Below are 15,368 nucleotides of genomic sequence, written 5' to 3' on the forward strand. Positions count from 1 at the left end.
TTGCCGGATTTCGGGAGTACCGTCAGCCGGATAGACCAGTTCCCCAGGGGGTTCGGATGGCAGCGAAGAAGCCGCTCTGCACCGTCAACGCGGTCGTCGAGGCACCGTGTGGAGTGGTGGCCGCACTGCTCACCACGGTGAGCGCAGGCCCGGTCGGTCCGGACAACGCCTTCTTCCTCGTCGACGGGCCCGATCCCGGGATGCGGTTGCGCGGCGGCCCGAATGAATTCCGGGCCGCGATCGCCGGGGATCCCAATGGGTTTCGGGTCGAGGTGGATCGGGCGCAGGCGATGTTCGCGGTCGAGGGGCAGCGGTGGTTTCGCGCCGAATGTCGAGTGCTGCCGCATCCGAAGGGTGCTCGGGTGATCCAGCAGATGTTCAACGTCGCGACCAGTGGGCGGTGGATTGTGCCGATGATCGCGCGGGGTGTCGAGGGCAAGCAGCGGGTGAATATGCAGCGGCTACTCGACCGGATCAGTGAACATTTGGGCTGCCCGGCCTATTTGGAGTAGTGGACTCGGGGTTGGGTGTGGGCGGCGGTGTGCGGCCGAGGATGAGTTGCCCGAGTAATAAGCCGCCGCCGAGATAACTGCGGCTCGGTGTCAGCGGCATGAAACGGCCGATCGGGATTCCCGTATGGTCGGTCGGTTCGTCGTGGGTGTCGAACTGTTCCATGGGCATTGGCGTTCTGCTCCTCCGGAAAGAAAATGGCCCGTCCGCGGGACGGGCCATTCGTGTGATCAGCGGGGTCTGCGCGGGGAAATGACCAGCAGGATGCCGACCACGATGGCGGCGATCACGACGACCCAGCCGAGCGAGGCCACACCGGTGCCGGTCATGGTGGCCGGGCCGATGAAGGCCCAGATGCTCACGCCGAGAGCGAGCAGTCCGACGATCAGCAGGGAGACGGACGGTCCCCGCTTGGTGACGTTGTCATCGGTGGGGTCAGCCACGGTGCACCTCCGCATTGCCGGTCCGGACATGGACTTTCAGGTCGAGCACCGGTGCGCCGTCGGCATGCGGGCCGGTGATACCGGTGGGGCAGTTGACATCTCCCAGGTTGACGGTGCAATCGGTGCGCACCGCCATGCCCTCGGGCAGCAGGATCCTGGCATCGCCGAGCCGGACCGCGACCTCGACGGCGCGGTTTTCGGTCAGCTTCAGCGACCGCAGATCCAATGTGCCTGTCCCCACCGTCAACTCGTACTTCGGGGCCAGATCGGCCATCGTGGTCGGCGCCCAGGTGCGATCACCGACGGTGGCGCTGTCGAATTCGATCGGGCCGAGCATCGAGGCCAGCACCACGAATCCGGCCAGCGGTGCGGTCAGTACGAGCAGGCCGAAGCCGCGACGGAGGAATGCGCCGATCACCAGACCCAACCCGATCACCGCCAGCGCCACCGCGCCGATCCGGCCGGGTGTCATCCACTCGACGCCGGAGGCGGCCAGCGCACCCGCACCCGCGGCGGCCAGGATGGCCAGGCCGAGCACCACCGGGGTGAGCCGGGAGCGGGGGCGCTTCGGCGGGGGCGCGACGATGGTACGGGTCGGGGTGGGTTCGGGGAGGTCCCAGGCGAGTGGGGCTACGCCGAGGGGGTCCCAGGCCGGTGGGGTCAGGCCGGTGGGGGTCGCGACCGTTGTGCGGGATGGGGGAGTGCCTGTGCGCGAAGTGGATTCGGTTCGGGATGAGCTGCCCCTGTTTTCCGAAGCGGCGTCGATGTTGCTCGTGCCGGGTGTCACGGCAGGTTGTGTGGTGTCGCCACCTGTCGCACCGGGCGTCGTGCTCGCGCCGGACGGGCCGCCGGTCGTGTCCGGCGATTCGGAAGCGGCAATTCTCGGCGTTCCATTGTCGGGCGTTGTGGTCTCGGTGGGTGGTGCCGTGGTTCCCGCGTCGCTCTTGTCGAGCAGGACGGTGTCGGCATCTTCCTTACCCAGCAGCACGGTGTCGGGATCGGCTGGCGTAGCGCCCGCATCGATTGGCGTGCCGCCCTTTTCGATCAGTTCGGGTTCAGCGTCGCCATTTCCGGCATCCGGCAAGCGAACTGTGTCCTGCGCAGGGGTATAAGGTGCCGCTTGGGCCGGAGCGTCCGGGACATATGCGTCCGGCAACTTCGTGTACGGGGTGTACATGCTGCTCTCCGGCGCGTAGAAGTCGCCCGGCATCGTGCGCTGCGGGAATATCGCCCCGGGGTAGCCGGTCGCGGTGAGACCGCCGTCGAAGCCGCCGAGCGAACTCGTGCCGGGCGGCGGCTGCGGGTTTCGCATATGCAGCATCCACCAACCGGCCAGCATCAGCGACATGCTGATCATGCCCGAGCCGGCCAGTCCGACGCCGACCGGTCCGATGGTGCTGACCGCGATGGCGAGTGCCACGATCAACACGATGGTCTTGGTCTGCGACTGCGAGCTGTGCCCCTTGCCGAACAGTGACTCGGCCGCGGAGGACTGATCACCCGCCGCGCTGAACAGCAGCCAGGCGAGCAGGTAGAGCACAATGCCCGCCCCGCCGAAGATTGTCGACACCACGAGCGCGACCCGCACGAGCACCGGATCGATCCCGTAGCGCTGCCCGAACCCGGCCGCGACGCCCGCGATCGGACCTTGCCGCGGCAACCGGACGGGCCGCGACTGCCACATCTGGTGAATCTGATCGCCGAAGCTCGTTTTCGTCATGGTTTCCATGGTCGTGCTGACCAGCACTTCGGCGCATCGGGGGGAACCCTGAGAAAATCTCTGATCTCTTTGGACCAAGCGGTCTCTTGTTTAGTCGCAGGGCGGACGGTAGGAGAGCTGGGGCAGGTAGCGCTGCCAGAGTTCGGGAGTCATGAGGGTGGCGGTGGCATGACAGATGCGTTCGATCGCGTGCTGCTCGTCCAGATCCCACAGTCGACGCTCGCCACCGCTACTCGAGGCGGACAGATAGTCGCCTTGTGGATGGAACTGGATGAACCAGACGTTGGGGCCGGGCGGTGCGATGGAACTGGACATGAGGCGGGGATGAAGGCGATCGGTGAAGTCCCACAACCGCACCGATCCGTCGTTTCCACTGGTGGCCATGGTCTTGCCGTCGGGACTGAACGAGGTCGAGATGATCGCCAGATTATGTGCGGTGACCCGGTCACCGACCGGTTCGGGCGATGCCGGGTTACTGATGTCCCAGACCTGGAAGGTTTCGTTCGCCACGGTGACGGCGGTGCGGCCGTCGGGGTGCATGCTCACGTCGAGCATCAGCGGCGAGTGCTCCGGCGGGGATGTACCCACCCGGACCGGGTGGTCCGGGTTCGAGATATCCCACAGCGTCAGCCTGGTTCGCAGGGCCATCGCCGGCGAACTCGGCTCGGACAGGGTCGACTCGATGATCGCGAGGGTGGGCCGGGTCGGATCGAATCCGATGGCTTGGACCTGCGCGGGAGCGACGGATGTCGGTGTTCCGAGTAGCACTGGGCGGGAGCGGTCCGCAATGTTCGCGAGTTGGAAGGTATCGACCTTGGGATCCAGAGTCTGCGCGGCCAGGGTCCAGTCGCGGTGGAAGGTCAGGCGCGACCATTGCGACGATGCGGCCTGCCAGTCGCCCGATATCCGAATGTTCTTCGGGTCGGTGAGGTCGACAAGGAACATCGGCCCCATCGGACCGTCCCGCGCTATCAGAGACTTTCCATCAGGGCTCAGGGCCCGGATAGATGATCCCGGTTTCGCCCGGAATTCCCCGATCCGGACTGGTTCCCGGGGGTTACCGGTATCCCATATGACGAATGTGCCGTCGCTGGAATCGCTCACCATTCGGGTGCCGGTGGCATCGAATATCGGACTCCGACCCCAGTCGGTGTGTCCATTGAGTACCGCGGGAGCCAGGGACCACAGCCGCACGACTCCCTCGGTGCCACCGACGGCCAAAATCTTTCCATCCGAGCTGAACGCCAGCCCCGTCGGTTCACCGGTACATCGGGTGGGAATTCTCGCGTCGTTGAGGCAGCGGGACGGAATCGCCGACAGTTGGGCGCCCAGCGGGGTCGGCTGCGCGGGATCGGCGATATTCCATAGTTTCGCGCCGGTGGCACCACCGGTCGCCAGTGTGTGGCCGTCCGGGCTGAAGGCGAGCAGGGGGACGGGCTGCTGCACCACGTTGTCCACCAACGGATTTCCGAGCGGTCGCGGGTGGGCGGGATCGTCGACGGCCCACAACTGGGTCACGCTGACGTATGTGTGTCGTACGGTCAGGCGTGGACCGGCCAGGGCGAAGACTCTGTTGTCAGGGCTGAACCGGATTGCTTCGACATCGTGGGGCACCTCGAATGGTGTTCCAGCGCGGGTGATTTCTCCCGTGGCCGGGACGGACCACAATTCGACCGTCGCGATACTGTGGTCCCAGTCGCTGGTCGCGACCGCCAGTAGTCGCCCATTGCCGCTGAACGCGAACGCGGACAGGTCCCGATTGCGCGGCGCGGGGATGAACCGACCCTGGATCGGTTCGGCCGGGTTGCCGACATCCCACAGGGTGATGCCTTTGTCGCGCATGGACCCGACTGCCAGCGTCCGTCCGTTCGGACTGAAGGACACCAGATAACCCGTGTCGCTGGTGGTCGTCGGCGGTGATCCGAACAGCCGGGGATGCGCCGGATCACGTACATCCCACAGCTGCGGTCGTGCCGAAGTGCCGGTGGTCGCGAGCACCGTGCCATCCGGGTTGAATGCCATGGACGTCGCCCCGGAAGGGGATTCGCGTAAAGGCTCGCCCAGCGGGTGGGGATGTCGCGGATCGGCGACGTCCCAGAGGCGGATGGTGTTGTCGTTGCTCGCGGAAGCCAGCACCCGGCCATCGGGTCGGTACGCGATGGTCCTGATTCCCTCGTCGTGTGCGGCAAATGGTGTTGCGAGGGCGAGGTTCTGGGTTGCGAGCAGCCTTGCCCGCACCTCCGGATCGCCCGGCCTGAGTTGTCCGGCAACGAGATATAGCTGCGCGGACAGCGATGGATCGATTTGTTGTAGTCGATCTGCCTCCGCCAGTACGGATCCGAAGTTCTTGTCGTTGCGCTGCTGTTTGGTGAGCTCGACCTGCGCGTAGGCGATCGTGCCGAGTACGAGTAGGCCGACGCCGAGCATGGCGAGGACTACGCGGGTCACCGACGACCGTCTGCGGGAGTGCGTTCGCGCTGCTCGGGAATGCTCGAGGAAAGTGCGGATCTGGCCGCCGACCATGGGTGGATCGACATGACCGAGTGCGGTCTCGAGCCGGGTGCCCCGATAGAGCAGTGAGGGATCCTGTCCGGTCGAATCCCATTCCGCGGCATCGGCTTCCAACCGCTGCCGGACCAGGTAGCCGACGCGGTCCTCATCGATCCAGGTGTGCAGTCGCGGCCAGGCGTCCAGCACGATCTCGTGGGTCAGATACACCGAGTCGGAGTCGAGGGTGATCAGGCGGGTGCGGGCAAGCAGTTCCAGTGCGGCCGTGGCGGATACCGGGTCGGTGGTGCGTTGCAGCAGGTTCGGACGGACGGCGATGCGCCGGGTATCGCGCGAATCATTGGCGACGGCAACGAGTCCGAGCAGCACATCCTTCGCGGAGGACTGCTGGGTGTCGGATAGTTCGCTCCATGCCTGTTCGGCGGTGGCGGCGATGGAGCCGATGACACCGCCCGCCTTGCGATATCCGGCGACGGTGAGTTTGCGGCCTTCCCGGTGCTGCCAGGTGGCGGCCATGACGTGTGACAGCAGCGGGAGTGCGCCCGGATCGTAGCTCTGGCGGTTCTCGTGATCGCCGAGTCCGCAGAGTTCGGTGATCACCAGTTCTGCCAGGCCGGACTCCAGTTCGAGCCCGGCGTGGTTGGCCGGCCCGATGAGTGCTCGGTCCAGTTCGTCCAGCCGCATCGGGCCGAGTAGATAGCTCCGGTGTTCGAGAGCGTGCTGCAGGATCGGGTAGTCGAGGCACTGGGCGTAGAAATCGGCGCGCAGGGCGATGACGACGGTGAGGGCATCCTCGGCCCGAGTTGCGCAGCGGTCCAAGACGTTCAGAAAAGCTTCGCGCTCGCGTTCATCCGGGCAGGCGGTGAACAGCTCCTCGAACTGGTCCACGATGAGCAGTCGGCGTTGGTCGGTGCTCCACTGGCCGAGTGCCGTGAACACCTCGTCGGCGGATGGCTTCGCTATTGCGTTGTCCGCGTGAAAAGCCTTGGCCAGCGCGCGGAGCGGGCTCGCCCCGGGTGTCATCGTGGCGGTCGACCAGTTGTCGGTGACGGCGGGTATGAGTCCCGCGGCCAACAGCGAGGACTTGCCCGCACCCGATGCGCCGATCAGCACGACGACGCCATCCGCGTCAGCGGCGGCGCCCTGGACCAAATCGACGAGTTCGGCAGTGGATCGGGTTCTGCCGAAGAAGATGTCCCGGTGCTGCTTGCGATACGAGGTGAGTCCTAGGTAGGGACAGCCCGCGTCGTCCTCGTCATTCGGTGTCCAGGTGATGGCGGCCTGCCAGAGCCGTTGCCACTCACGCACTTCCAGCAACTGCCGACTGGTCTGCGACTCGGTCTTCTTGGTCAGGTCGATCAGGGTGAGCACCACCGGGAGCATCGATTCGAAGCGAGCCGGAACATTGCGCCCCGCCTTCCAATCGCTGATCCGTTGCACCGAAGCACTCGAGGCAGTCCGCGTACCCTGCGCGGCCCGCATCCTCGCCTCGGCCGCCGTGGCCACCCGTCGCAGCGTCGGATTGCCCGCGGCCGCATAGAGATCGGCGAATCGTTGTGCGAAAACCGCACGCGGTGATCGGATTTCCCCCCGGGTCTCGGCGGTGGTGTCCCCTGCTACCACGTGCGCCCGATACTTTTGGGCGACACAGACATAGGGACAATTTAGCCGGTTCGAGGTGCATGTACGGGGTCGGGCGGCGGTGCGATCGTCGATCGCACCGCCGCCCTGGTGTTGCCGGATTACAGGAAGATTCGGTCTCCTGTTACCGCGTCGGCGGCGGTGACCTCGGGTGTGTCGGCCGTGAGGGTCACATAGGACTGGATGGTGAGCGGGCCGCCGCAGTTCTCGACCACCAGGTGGTAGTCGTGGCTGACCAGATAGCCGGTGCCGCCGCGGGCCAGGGCCTTGGTGCCCACTTCGATCGGTTTGATCTCGCCGGGGCCGATCGACATGTCGAGGCCGACTCCGGCATATATCTTCGGTCCGATGCTGGCATCGAAGTTCGGTGACGTCGAGTCGCCGCTGCCGCTGACACCGATGCTGAACCCGGCGTCGAAGCCGATCCCGGCCTGGATATCCACCGTGACGTCGAGATCGACCGCACAGGCGACCAGATAGCCCGCCTTCATGGTGCCCGTCGCATTCGCGGGAATGGTGCCGTAGAAGGTGTTGTCCAGGAACACCTCTCGGTTGGTCGGCATTCCGTTGAGCGAGGGGACCGGGCGGAACTGTTCGTCCGTATGGCCGACGGTGAGCTCGAATCCCCCTGGGCCCGAGTAGTTCTTCTCGTGCGGCGCCATTCCCTGGGCGGCGGCGAATGGCGTGCCCGCCAATACGATTCCGACCGAGGTGACGGCGGTGAGCAGTACCGACTTGATGTTCATGATTCCTCCCCGAACCTGTGCTCGGCCCCCTGCGGCGCGAGTCCCGGTGTTCAGTGGGACGTTTCCGACCCGGAAGAAACGTATGGCGCGCGGTGGTGCGCTGCCGAGGTCATTGTCCGGTGAGAGGTGTGGAAAGTGCTGGTAGATGCGTTCGGGACCAGTTATCCGGTCCGGCGGAGCACGAATCGGCTGCATATCCGCTCCGTGCCTCCCGCAACGGCTGAGCGGCGGATAAGAACGACAGGTCAGCGCGGGTTTCTTGTCCGGACCGGACGCAATCGGCGAAGATCAGGGTGATTCCTGATGGTCGGCGTCGGTGGGTCGTGCCAGTATCGAAGGCATGTACCCGTCCGTGCCCGCGTTCGATGCTGCTCGGGGGGCCGATCCCCGGGGTTTCGGCGCCGCGCCCGGGTTCGCCCCCGGCCCCGGCCCCGGCCCCGGCCGTTTCGGCGCCGCGCCGGCCCTCCCACCCACACCGCCGTATCCGCGGATGGTGCGGCGTTCGGGTGGCCGGATCGTCGGCGGTGTGGCCGGTGGTGTCGCCGATCATCTCGGGCTCGATGTGTTCAAGGTGCGGATGGCGTTCGTATTGCTGTCCGCGCTGGCGGGGGCGGGGATCGTCGCCTACGGGATGCTGTGGATCTTCACTCCGGGCGGCCACGATGCGGTGAAGCCGACCGGTAAGGAGCGCCGTCAGGCGATCGGGTTGGCCCTGCTCGGGCTCGGGCTCGCGGTCGGGGTGTCGTGGTTGTTCAGCGGTACCGCGGCGAAGGTGATCGTGCCGATCGTCGTGGTGGCGGTGGGTGCGGCGCTGGTGTGGCGCGAATACGACACCGACGGTCCGCGCTCGCTGCTCGGACTGCCCGCGCGCCCCTCGGTGGTGACCTGGTCGCGCATCGTCGCCGGGATCACCATGATCGTGCTCGGACTCGGCGTGGTGGTGCTGGCCAGGATCGATCTGAGCTCGCTCGGCTCCGCGCTGATCGCGGTGGCGGTCACGTTGATCGGCGCCGGTCTGCTGACGGTGCCGCTGTGGCTGCGCATGATGCGCGCGCTGAACGCCGAGCGCGCGGCCCGCATACGCAATGAGGAACGCGAGGAAATCGCGTCCCACCTGCATGATTCGGTGCTGCAGACGTTGGCGCTCATCCAGCGTCAGGCCGACGATCCGCAAGAGGTGGCCCGGCTGGCGCGCAGTCAGGAGCGGGAACTGCGGCGCTGGCTCTTCGAGGATTCCGGGCCCGCGCAGTCGAGTCTTGCCGTGGCGCTGCGCACGATCGCGGGCGAGGTCGAGGATCAGCACGGGGTGAAGGTGACTCCGGTCACCGTCGGCGATGTGACGATGGACGGTGCCGACAGCGGGTCCGGCCTGCCGAAGGAGCATTTCACCGCATTGCTCGGCGCGAGCCGTGAGGCGCTGGTGAATGCCGCCAAACACGCGGGCGTCCCGGAGATCGATCTGTTCGCCGAGGCGGAACCGCATCAGGTGAGCATTTTCGTGCGCGATCGCGGGGCCGGATTCGATATCGCGGCGGTGCCGCAGGACCGGCGGGGTGTCGCGAAATCCATTCGCGCCAGAATCGAGCGGCGCGGCGGTCAGGTGGAGATCCTGTCCACGCCCGGTCGGGGCACCGAGGTGCGGATCATCATGCCGCGCACCGATTCCGGTGCCGATCGGGACCGGGCCGAGGCGGAACAGCCGGTCGGCGACGATCAGGTCGACGGAGTGCGACAGACAGTTCGCAACGCCAAGTGATCACCCTGATGATGCGACGCAGGTCGTAGCTCGGATGACGACGGCTGCGGTGGCAGTTGTGGTACCGATGAAGTGCGGACGGCCTGCGGGCGGTCCGCGCGTCAGGGTGGGTCGACCCACCGAGGATGAGGAGAAGTAGGTGGCCGTGCGGGTCTTTCTCGTCGATGATCACGCCGTATTCCGCTCGGGTGTGCGGGCCGAATTGAGTCGGGAGACCGATATGGAGGTCGTCGGAGAGGCCGGGGGCGTGGCCGAGGCGGTCGCCGGAATCAATGCCGCGCGTCCGGATGTCGTACTGCTCGATGTGCATATGCCCGACGGTGGTGGGGTCGCGGTGCTGGCCGGCATCGATGACGGTCCGGTATGCCTGGCATTGAGCGTCTCCGATGCCGCCGAGGATGTGATCGCGGTGATCCGTGCGGGCGCGCGCGGCTATGTGACCAAGACGATTTCGGGATCCGAGCTGGCCGATGGCATTCGGCGGGTCGCCGGTGGTGACGCGGTGTTCAGTCCGCGGCTGGCCGGTTTCGTCCTCGACTCGTTCACCGGCAAATCACCGGTGCCGGAGCCGCCGCTGGATCCCGAACTGGATTCGCTCACTCCGCGCGAACTGGAAGTGCTGCGGCTGCTCGCTCGCGGCTACACCTATCGGGAAATCGCGGAGAAGCTCTATATCTCGGTGAAAACCGTCGAGACACACGCCTCCAACGTGCTCCGCAAGACTCAGCAGTCCAACCGCAACGCACTCACCCGCTGGGCGCACCGCCGCCGCATCGACTGAGCCGCAAGCATTCCGGCTGCCGCGTGCGGTTTCGCCGCAGGTCGTCGATGTCAAGAACTCCGGATTCGATCTGCAGGTCGGTGGCGGCGTGTCGGCCTCGCGCCCGTGCAACCTCTACACCGGCTACCCGATTCGTGTGCACGGTGCCGAGTCGTGCGTGCCGGGCATTTCGTGCGTGCGGGGCCTATTCGTGTGCGTCGGGCCGGTTTTGTGTGCACGGTGCCGCGCTGTGCGGCAGCTGAGGAGCTGCGGCACAGCGGATCACATCATCGCGATGATGATGGCGATGATGAGGATCAGGCCCACCAGCAGGCCGATGGCGATGGCGAGCGGGGCATTGCTCGCTTCCTTCGACTTCGCCTTCGGGCGCTGGGGTGCGGCGGCCGCTGGACCCGACGTGTTGCTGCGGTGCGGGCGCGGCAGCGGAGTCGAATGTGGGCTGCGCAGGCCCGATGCCGAATTGCGGGCCGCCCATGCCGGAATGGTGCCGTCTTCGGTGCGTACCGGGGCGCCGAGGATATACGGACCGGTGCCGGGACCGAATGCGGCGGTGAGGATTTCGTCCCGCGCCTCGGCCATGGTCGGCCTGCGCTGCGGGGCCGGTTCCATCATGTGCAGCAGCGCGTTGGTGAGCATGCCGCTGCGGCTGGGCGGGATGATCTGGGCCATGGCCGCGCGATAGACCACGGCATCGGTGTCATCGTCCATACCGAACGGCGGTTGCCCCTCGATCGCGGTGTAGAGCGTGGCGCCGAGGGAGAACACATCGCTGGCCGTGGTCGGCTGCGCGCCGCGCGCCACCTCCGGGGGGAGATAGGCGGGGGTGCCGGTGATCATGCCGTCCGGCTCGTCGGAGTTATCGGTCGCACCACGCGAGATGCCGAAGTCGCTGAGCTTGGCCATGCCGACGACGGGTCCGCGGTCGGCGACGAGAATATTGCCCGGTTTGATATCGCGGTGCACGATGCCCGCGGCGTGCGCGGCCGCCAACGCGTCGGCGACCTGCGCCCCGATCTGCGCCACCTCGATCGGCGGCAGGGCGTTCACCAGCGCCAATGCCTTTGCGACACTGCGTGATGGCAGATGTTCCATCACCAGCCACGGCTCGCCGGCCTCCAGCACCACGTCGTAGACGGCGATGGCGTGCTCGTGCGAGAGCTTGGCCGCGACCCGGCCCTCGTGCATGATCTGGTTGCGGATCTCATTGGCCTCCGCCTCCGGGAGTCCGGCGGTGGAGAGCACCTGTTTGATCGCGACATCCCGGTTGAGCAGGCGATCATGTGCGAGCCATACCGCGCCCATACCGCCGCCGCCCAGTTTCGACTGCAGACGGTAGCGGCCGGCAACCAGATAATCGGGGCCGACAATGGGACGAGCGCGTTCGGTCACGGTGCGAGGGTAGCGGAAAACGAGGCCAGCTGGCCTGATTCGCGCCGTGCCGGTTATTGCGTCAGCAGGCGATCCGGGTGCATTCCGTCCACCATGCCGATGAAGGGCGGGTGAATGCTGTACCCGAGCATGCGCCGGATTTCGGGCGAGACCGCGCGCACCGTATCGCGACTGGTCGAGAGCGTGAAGGCCTCCTGGGTGCGCAACCACGGCTCGCAGTACTGCGCGGTGACGGCCAGTCGCGAGTTCGCCGAGCGGTTCGCGCCGCCGCCGTGCCAGAGGGTTCCGAGGAAGAAGACGCACGATCCGGCGGGCATGACGCCGGGCACGCGGACGTCATCCTCTTGCGGTGTCCGACCGTCCGGCCAGCGGTGACTGCCCGGGATCAGCATCGTCGCGCCGTTCTCGGCGGTGAATTCGTCGATCGCCCAGATGGTGGCCGCCGACAACGCCTTTCGTGGTCGCGGCACCGGGTAGAAGCCGTCGTCGGGATGCAGGAGTTGGGCATTTTCGCCGGGGGCGATATTTATGGTCTGCAACTGCGACAGCAGATATCCGGGTAGCAGAAGTCGATCCAATAGGGCGAGCACGCGGGGATGGTCGACCAGCCGATCGATCATGCGCGTCTTGCCGAGCACGCTGTAGAGCCGCTGAGTCCGGTGGCCCTCGAACGCATTTCGCCCATTCGGGCCGAGTAGGGGCAGGAGCTCCGCGCGAAGTGCCGCGCACTGCGCCGAGTCGAGCAGGCCCTCGAGAATTATGTAGCCGTCGCGATCGAGGGCGGCGAGATCGGCGTCCACCTGCGCGGCGGGGACGTCGCGTACTTCGTGGAGCGTGCGATGGGTTCGGGACAGGTCGCCTGCGAGGTCCTCGAGTCGTTCGACCTCTGGTTGTGCATTACTCATTGTTCTTCTTTCCCTGAGCCGGTGGCTCCGGCCACGAATTCCCATACCTGGTCGGCGACGACGGCGCGGTCCGGGCGCGGGCTGCGGGTGAGCGCCACCGCAACGGCCATGTGCACGCCACCGAGGACGGCCGCGACGAGCAGTTCCGGATCGCGGTCCGCGGGCACCATGCCCTGGCGCTGGCCCTGCGCCATATTTCGGATGCCGACCTCGATCGCCTGCTGCAGCCGTTGCCGTTCCACGCCCGCCGCCTCGGCGTCACCGAATCGTCCGAGCGCGACGGGGGCGAGCGGATCGTCGTAGAGGAAGTTCACCCAGGCCACCACGCGCGCGTGTTCGCGTTCGCGCCAATCCTTTCCGGCGAATTCCGCATAGGTGACGTTTTCGCCGAGTCGGTCGTAGAAGTCGGTGATGACGGCGGTGAGCAGTCCGCTGCGCGAGCCGAAGTATCGGTAGGGCAGTCCGACGCTGACCCCGGCGCGGCGGGCGACTGCGGCCACCTCGAGTTCGCCGGTTTCGCTCAGCTCCGCATGCGCCGCCTCCAGTAGTCGCCTGCGTGCCGTCGCGCCGCGGCCGGACCATTCTTGGTCGGTCATGACTCCACCCCGCTGGCGCTCGGCTCCGTCATAACCGACATGCCGGCTGTGTCGCTGCGCTCGCTCATGACTTCCGATTGTAAGTTGAGTTCAACTCAAAAACAACGGCGGCGTTGCGAAGTGATCGCGGTAGATGTGCGTACTTGACGGAAGTCGGGGGTGGGTTTCTACTGAGCGGGTATCGAACGTATATTCGATATCGATCGATAGCTGGATCGGTGCTGAACCTTTGATCGTGGGGGTTCGGGCCGCGCTTCGCCTCGGGTCCATCGTTGGAAGTAGGTGGTTGTGATGGGTTCGGATGAGGATTCAGGGGCGGGGAGACGGCGGGACGGGATGCCGCCGAGGGATAAACCGACACTGGATGAGCTGCGCCGACGGATGGCGGCGATACCCGGGCGCGGGGAAGCAGCGGCCGAGCGGATTCCGCACGCCGCCGAATTGCGCAGAGAAGCGCTCGCGGTGCCGCCCGCCCTTGCGGAGCTGTTGCCTGATGGCGGTCTGGTCAAGGGTTCGGTGGTGGCCTATTCGGGTGCGAGTTCGCTGCTGGCCGGGCTGCTCGCCGCGGTGACCGAGGGCGGTGGGCATGCCGCTGTGGTCGGGGTGCCGCGGCTCGGGCTGCTCGCCGCGGTCGAGATGGGTGCGCAATTGCAGCGCCTCGCCGTCGTCGCTGATCCCGGGCCGGACCCGGTGGAGGTGGCCGCGGTGTTGCTCGACGGCCTCGATCTAGTGGTGCTCGGCCTCGCCGGCGCCGCCGTCGCCCCGTCCCGCACCCGCGTCATCGCTGCCCGCGCGCGTAGCAAGGGGGCCACCCTGGTGGTCACCGACGGCCGCTGGCCCAATCCGTCTCTGCGCGTGGATACCCGCATCGCCGGGTACGGCGGCCTCGGTGCGGGTCGCGGTCGCCTCCGCTCGCTCCGCTTGGAGGTCGCGGTCCGCGGCAAGGCGGGCCCACCCTGCCACGGCCGAATCGAACTGCGCCCCGGTGCGAGCCGAGTGGAATGGGTGGCACTGGAAACGGTCGCCGCGGCCGATGAAGTGACTGTCGAGGCGCGCGGTGCGGCGTCATGAGTCGGTCCTCGGCGACTGCGGCGCCATGGGTTCTGCTGCGCAAAGCGGCCTTCCCGTCGATTCGGAGTTTCGACGCGGCGGCGAGCCAAGGCGAGCGCAGTGTCGCCCGCAGGTGAGGTGACGTTCGGTGCGCTGGCGTGATTCGGACGCAGTGACACTCGCTGCCGCAAGCAACGGTCGTTGGCGGGCAACGGCCGACTGTCGTTCCACGGCGGCATCGCCGCGCCGCGCGAAAACCCGTGCTACCGACCAGAACACGTCGCCGGTTGGCACCGATGTTCAGACGGTACCGGGCACCGTGTCTTGCGACTGGGCGCCGCGTACCCGGGGCGCCCGGTTGTTGCGCGGGGTGCCAGGAGGGGTGGGGTGGTGATCCGGCCGAGTCGGGTGGGTGGGATGCGGGTGCTGGCGCTGTGGTGTCCGGACTGGTCGGCGGTGACGGCGGCGGCGGTGGCGCGGGTGCCTGCGACGCGGCCGGTGGCGGTGCTGTTCGCCAATAAGGTGGTGGAGTGTTCGGCCATTGCCAGGGCCGAGGGGGTGCGGCGTGGGCTGACCAAGCGGGAGGCGCAGGCGCGGTGTCCGAATGTGTATGTCGCGCAGGTGGATCCGGATCGGGACGCGCGATTGTTCGAGCCGGTGGTGGCGGCCATCGATGCGACGGTGCCGGGAGTGGAGGTGCTGCGTCCTGGGCTGTTGGTGCTCGGCGCGCGGGGTGCGGCCCGGTTTTTCGGATCCGAGGAGGCGGCGGCCGAACGGCTCGTCGACGCGGCCGCCGCGGTGGGGGTGGAGGCGCAGATCGGCATTGCCGACGAATTGTCCACGGCGGTGATCGCCGCGCGTTTCGCCGCGATCGTGCCGCCCGGCGACGGTGCGCGATTCCTGGCGCCACTGCCGGTGCGCGAACTCGCGCTCGAACCGAGCCTGTCCGCACCGGAACGCATCGAGCTGGTGGATCTGCTGCATCGCTTGGGGTTACGGCGGATCGGTGATTTCGCCGCACTGACCCCGATCGAGGTCACCTCGCGCTTCGGCGCCGATGCCGTGCTGGCGCATCGGTGTGCCAGGGCTGTGCCGGAGCGTCCGCCGTCCGCGCGCCGTCCGCCGAAGGATCTGACGGTGCAGTATCGCTGCGAGCCGCCGATCGATCGGGTCGATGCCGCCGCTTTCGCGGGGCGCATGCTCGCCACCCAGTTGCACGAGGCGCTGGCCAATGCCTCGATGGCCTGCACCCGGCTATCGGTGCTCGCGGAAACCGAGGCGGGCGAACAACTTTCGCGCATCTGGCGGTGCGCCGAACCGCTG

General features: G+C 67.1%; 12 protein-coding genes. 5 read left to right on the plus strand and 7 right to left on the minus strand.

Annotated elements, in window-relative coordinates; translation table 11 throughout:
• Nucleotides 1-56: 56 nt before the first annotated feature.
• The gene (locus ON44_RS05595) at nucleotides 57-512 is read left to right on the plus strand and encodes a hypothetical protein (protein ID WP_040686733.1); all 456 of its coding nucleotides are present in this window, start codon (nucleotides 57-59) and stop codon (nucleotides 510-512) included.
• Between the two features lie 228 nt (nucleotides 513-740).
• Here the strand turns inward: ON44_RS05595 and ON44_RS05600 are convergent, their stop codons facing one another.
• The 4 genes from ON44_RS05600 to ON44_RS05615 all read right to left on the minus strand — a co-directional run bounded on the left by ON44_RS05600 (nucleotide 741) and on the right by ON44_RS05615 (nucleotide 7,568).
• The gene (locus ON44_RS05600; RefSeq protein ID WP_040686734.1) at nucleotides 741-953 is read right to left on the minus strand and encodes a hypothetical protein; all 213 of its coding nucleotides are present in this window, start codon (nucleotides 951-953) and stop codon (nucleotides 741-743) included.
• On the minus strand, nucleotides 946-2,673 hold the full coding sequence (locus ON44_RS05605; protein ID WP_040686743.1) for a PspC domain-containing protein: 1,728 nt from the start codon (nucleotides 2,671-2,673) through the stop codon (nucleotides 946-948). The genes ON44_RS05600 and ON44_RS05605 overlap by 8 nt, the downstream gene beginning before the upstream one ends.
• Before the next feature lie 90 nt (nucleotides 2,674-2,763).
• Entirely contained in the window at nucleotides 2,764-6,804 is a 4,041-nt protein-coding gene (locus ON44_RS05610; RefSeq protein ID WP_051181583.1) for an NACHT and WD repeat domain-containing protein, read from the minus strand.
• A 119-nt stretch (nucleotides 6,805-6,923) separates the two neighbouring features.
• Nucleotides 6,924-7,568: an MspA family porin gene (locus ON44_RS05615; RefSeq protein WP_040686735.1), complete on the minus strand. Its 645-nt coding sequence runs from the start codon at nucleotides 7,566-7,568 to the stop codon at nucleotides 6,924-6,926.
• Nucleotides 7,569-7,908: 340 nt separating this feature from the next.
• On the opposite strand from ON44_RS05615, the gene ON44_RS05620 reads away from it, so the two are divergent.
• Together ON44_RS05620 and ON44_RS05625 are read left to right on the plus strand one after the other, a co-directional pair.
• Nucleotides 7,909-9,324, plus strand: a complete 1,416-nt coding sequence (locus ON44_RS05620; protein ID WP_051181584.1) for an ATP-binding protein — start codon at nucleotides 7,909-7,911, stop codon at nucleotides 9,322-9,324.
• Nucleotides 9,325-9,469: 145 nt separating this feature from the next.
• Nucleotides 9,470-10,105: a response regulator gene (locus ON44_RS05625; protein WP_040686746.1), complete on the plus strand. Its 636-nt coding sequence runs from the start codon at nucleotides 9,470-9,472 to the stop codon at nucleotides 10,103-10,105.
• 261 nt (nucleotides 10,106-10,366) lie between these two features.
• Here ON44_RS05625 and ON44_RS05630 read toward each other — a convergent pair whose 3' ends face one another.
• From ON44_RS05630 to ON44_RS05640, 3 genes are read right to left on the minus strand one after another with little or no spacing between them, the layout of a single operon-like run.
• A complete protein-coding gene (locus ON44_RS05630) occupies nucleotides 10,367-11,494 on the minus strand; it encodes a serine/threonine-protein kinase (protein ID WP_040686736.1) in 1,128 nt (375 codons plus the stop codon).
• A gap of 53 nt (nucleotides 11,495-11,547) precedes the next feature.
• Entirely contained in the window at nucleotides 11,548-12,399 is an 852-nt protein-coding gene (locus tag ON44_RS05635) for a phytanoyl-CoA dioxygenase family protein (RefSeq protein ID WP_040686737.1), read from the minus strand.
• Nucleotides 12,396-12,995 carry a TetR/AcrR family transcriptional regulator gene (locus ON44_RS05640; protein WP_040686738.1) on the minus strand — a complete coding sequence of 200 codons (600 nt, stop codon included), beginning with the start codon at nucleotides 12,993-12,995 and terminating at the stop codon, nucleotides 12,396-12,398. The genes ON44_RS05635 and ON44_RS05640 overlap by 4 nt, the downstream gene beginning before the upstream one ends.
• Nucleotides 12,996-13,286: 291 nt before the next feature.
• Here ON44_RS05640 and imuA' point away from each other — a divergent pair, with 291 nt between their 5' ends.
• Entirely contained in the window at nucleotides 13,287-14,066 is a 780-nt protein-coding gene (gene imuA' / locus ON44_RS05645; RefSeq protein ID WP_040686739.1) for a DnaE2-dependent mutagenesis accessory factor ImuA', read from the plus strand.
• A gap of 396 nt (nucleotides 14,067-14,462) precedes the next feature.
• On the plus strand, nucleotides 14,463-15,368 hold a 906-nt coding region (locus ON44_RS05650), incomplete at its 3' end, for a DNA polymerase Y family protein (RefSeq protein ID WP_040686740.1).

Origin of the sequence: Nocardia vinacea NBRC 16497 (assembly GCF_000308835.1) — a bacterium.
GTDB lineage: Bacteria > Actinomycetota > Actinomycetes > Mycobacteriales > Mycobacteriaceae > Nocardia > Nocardia vinacea.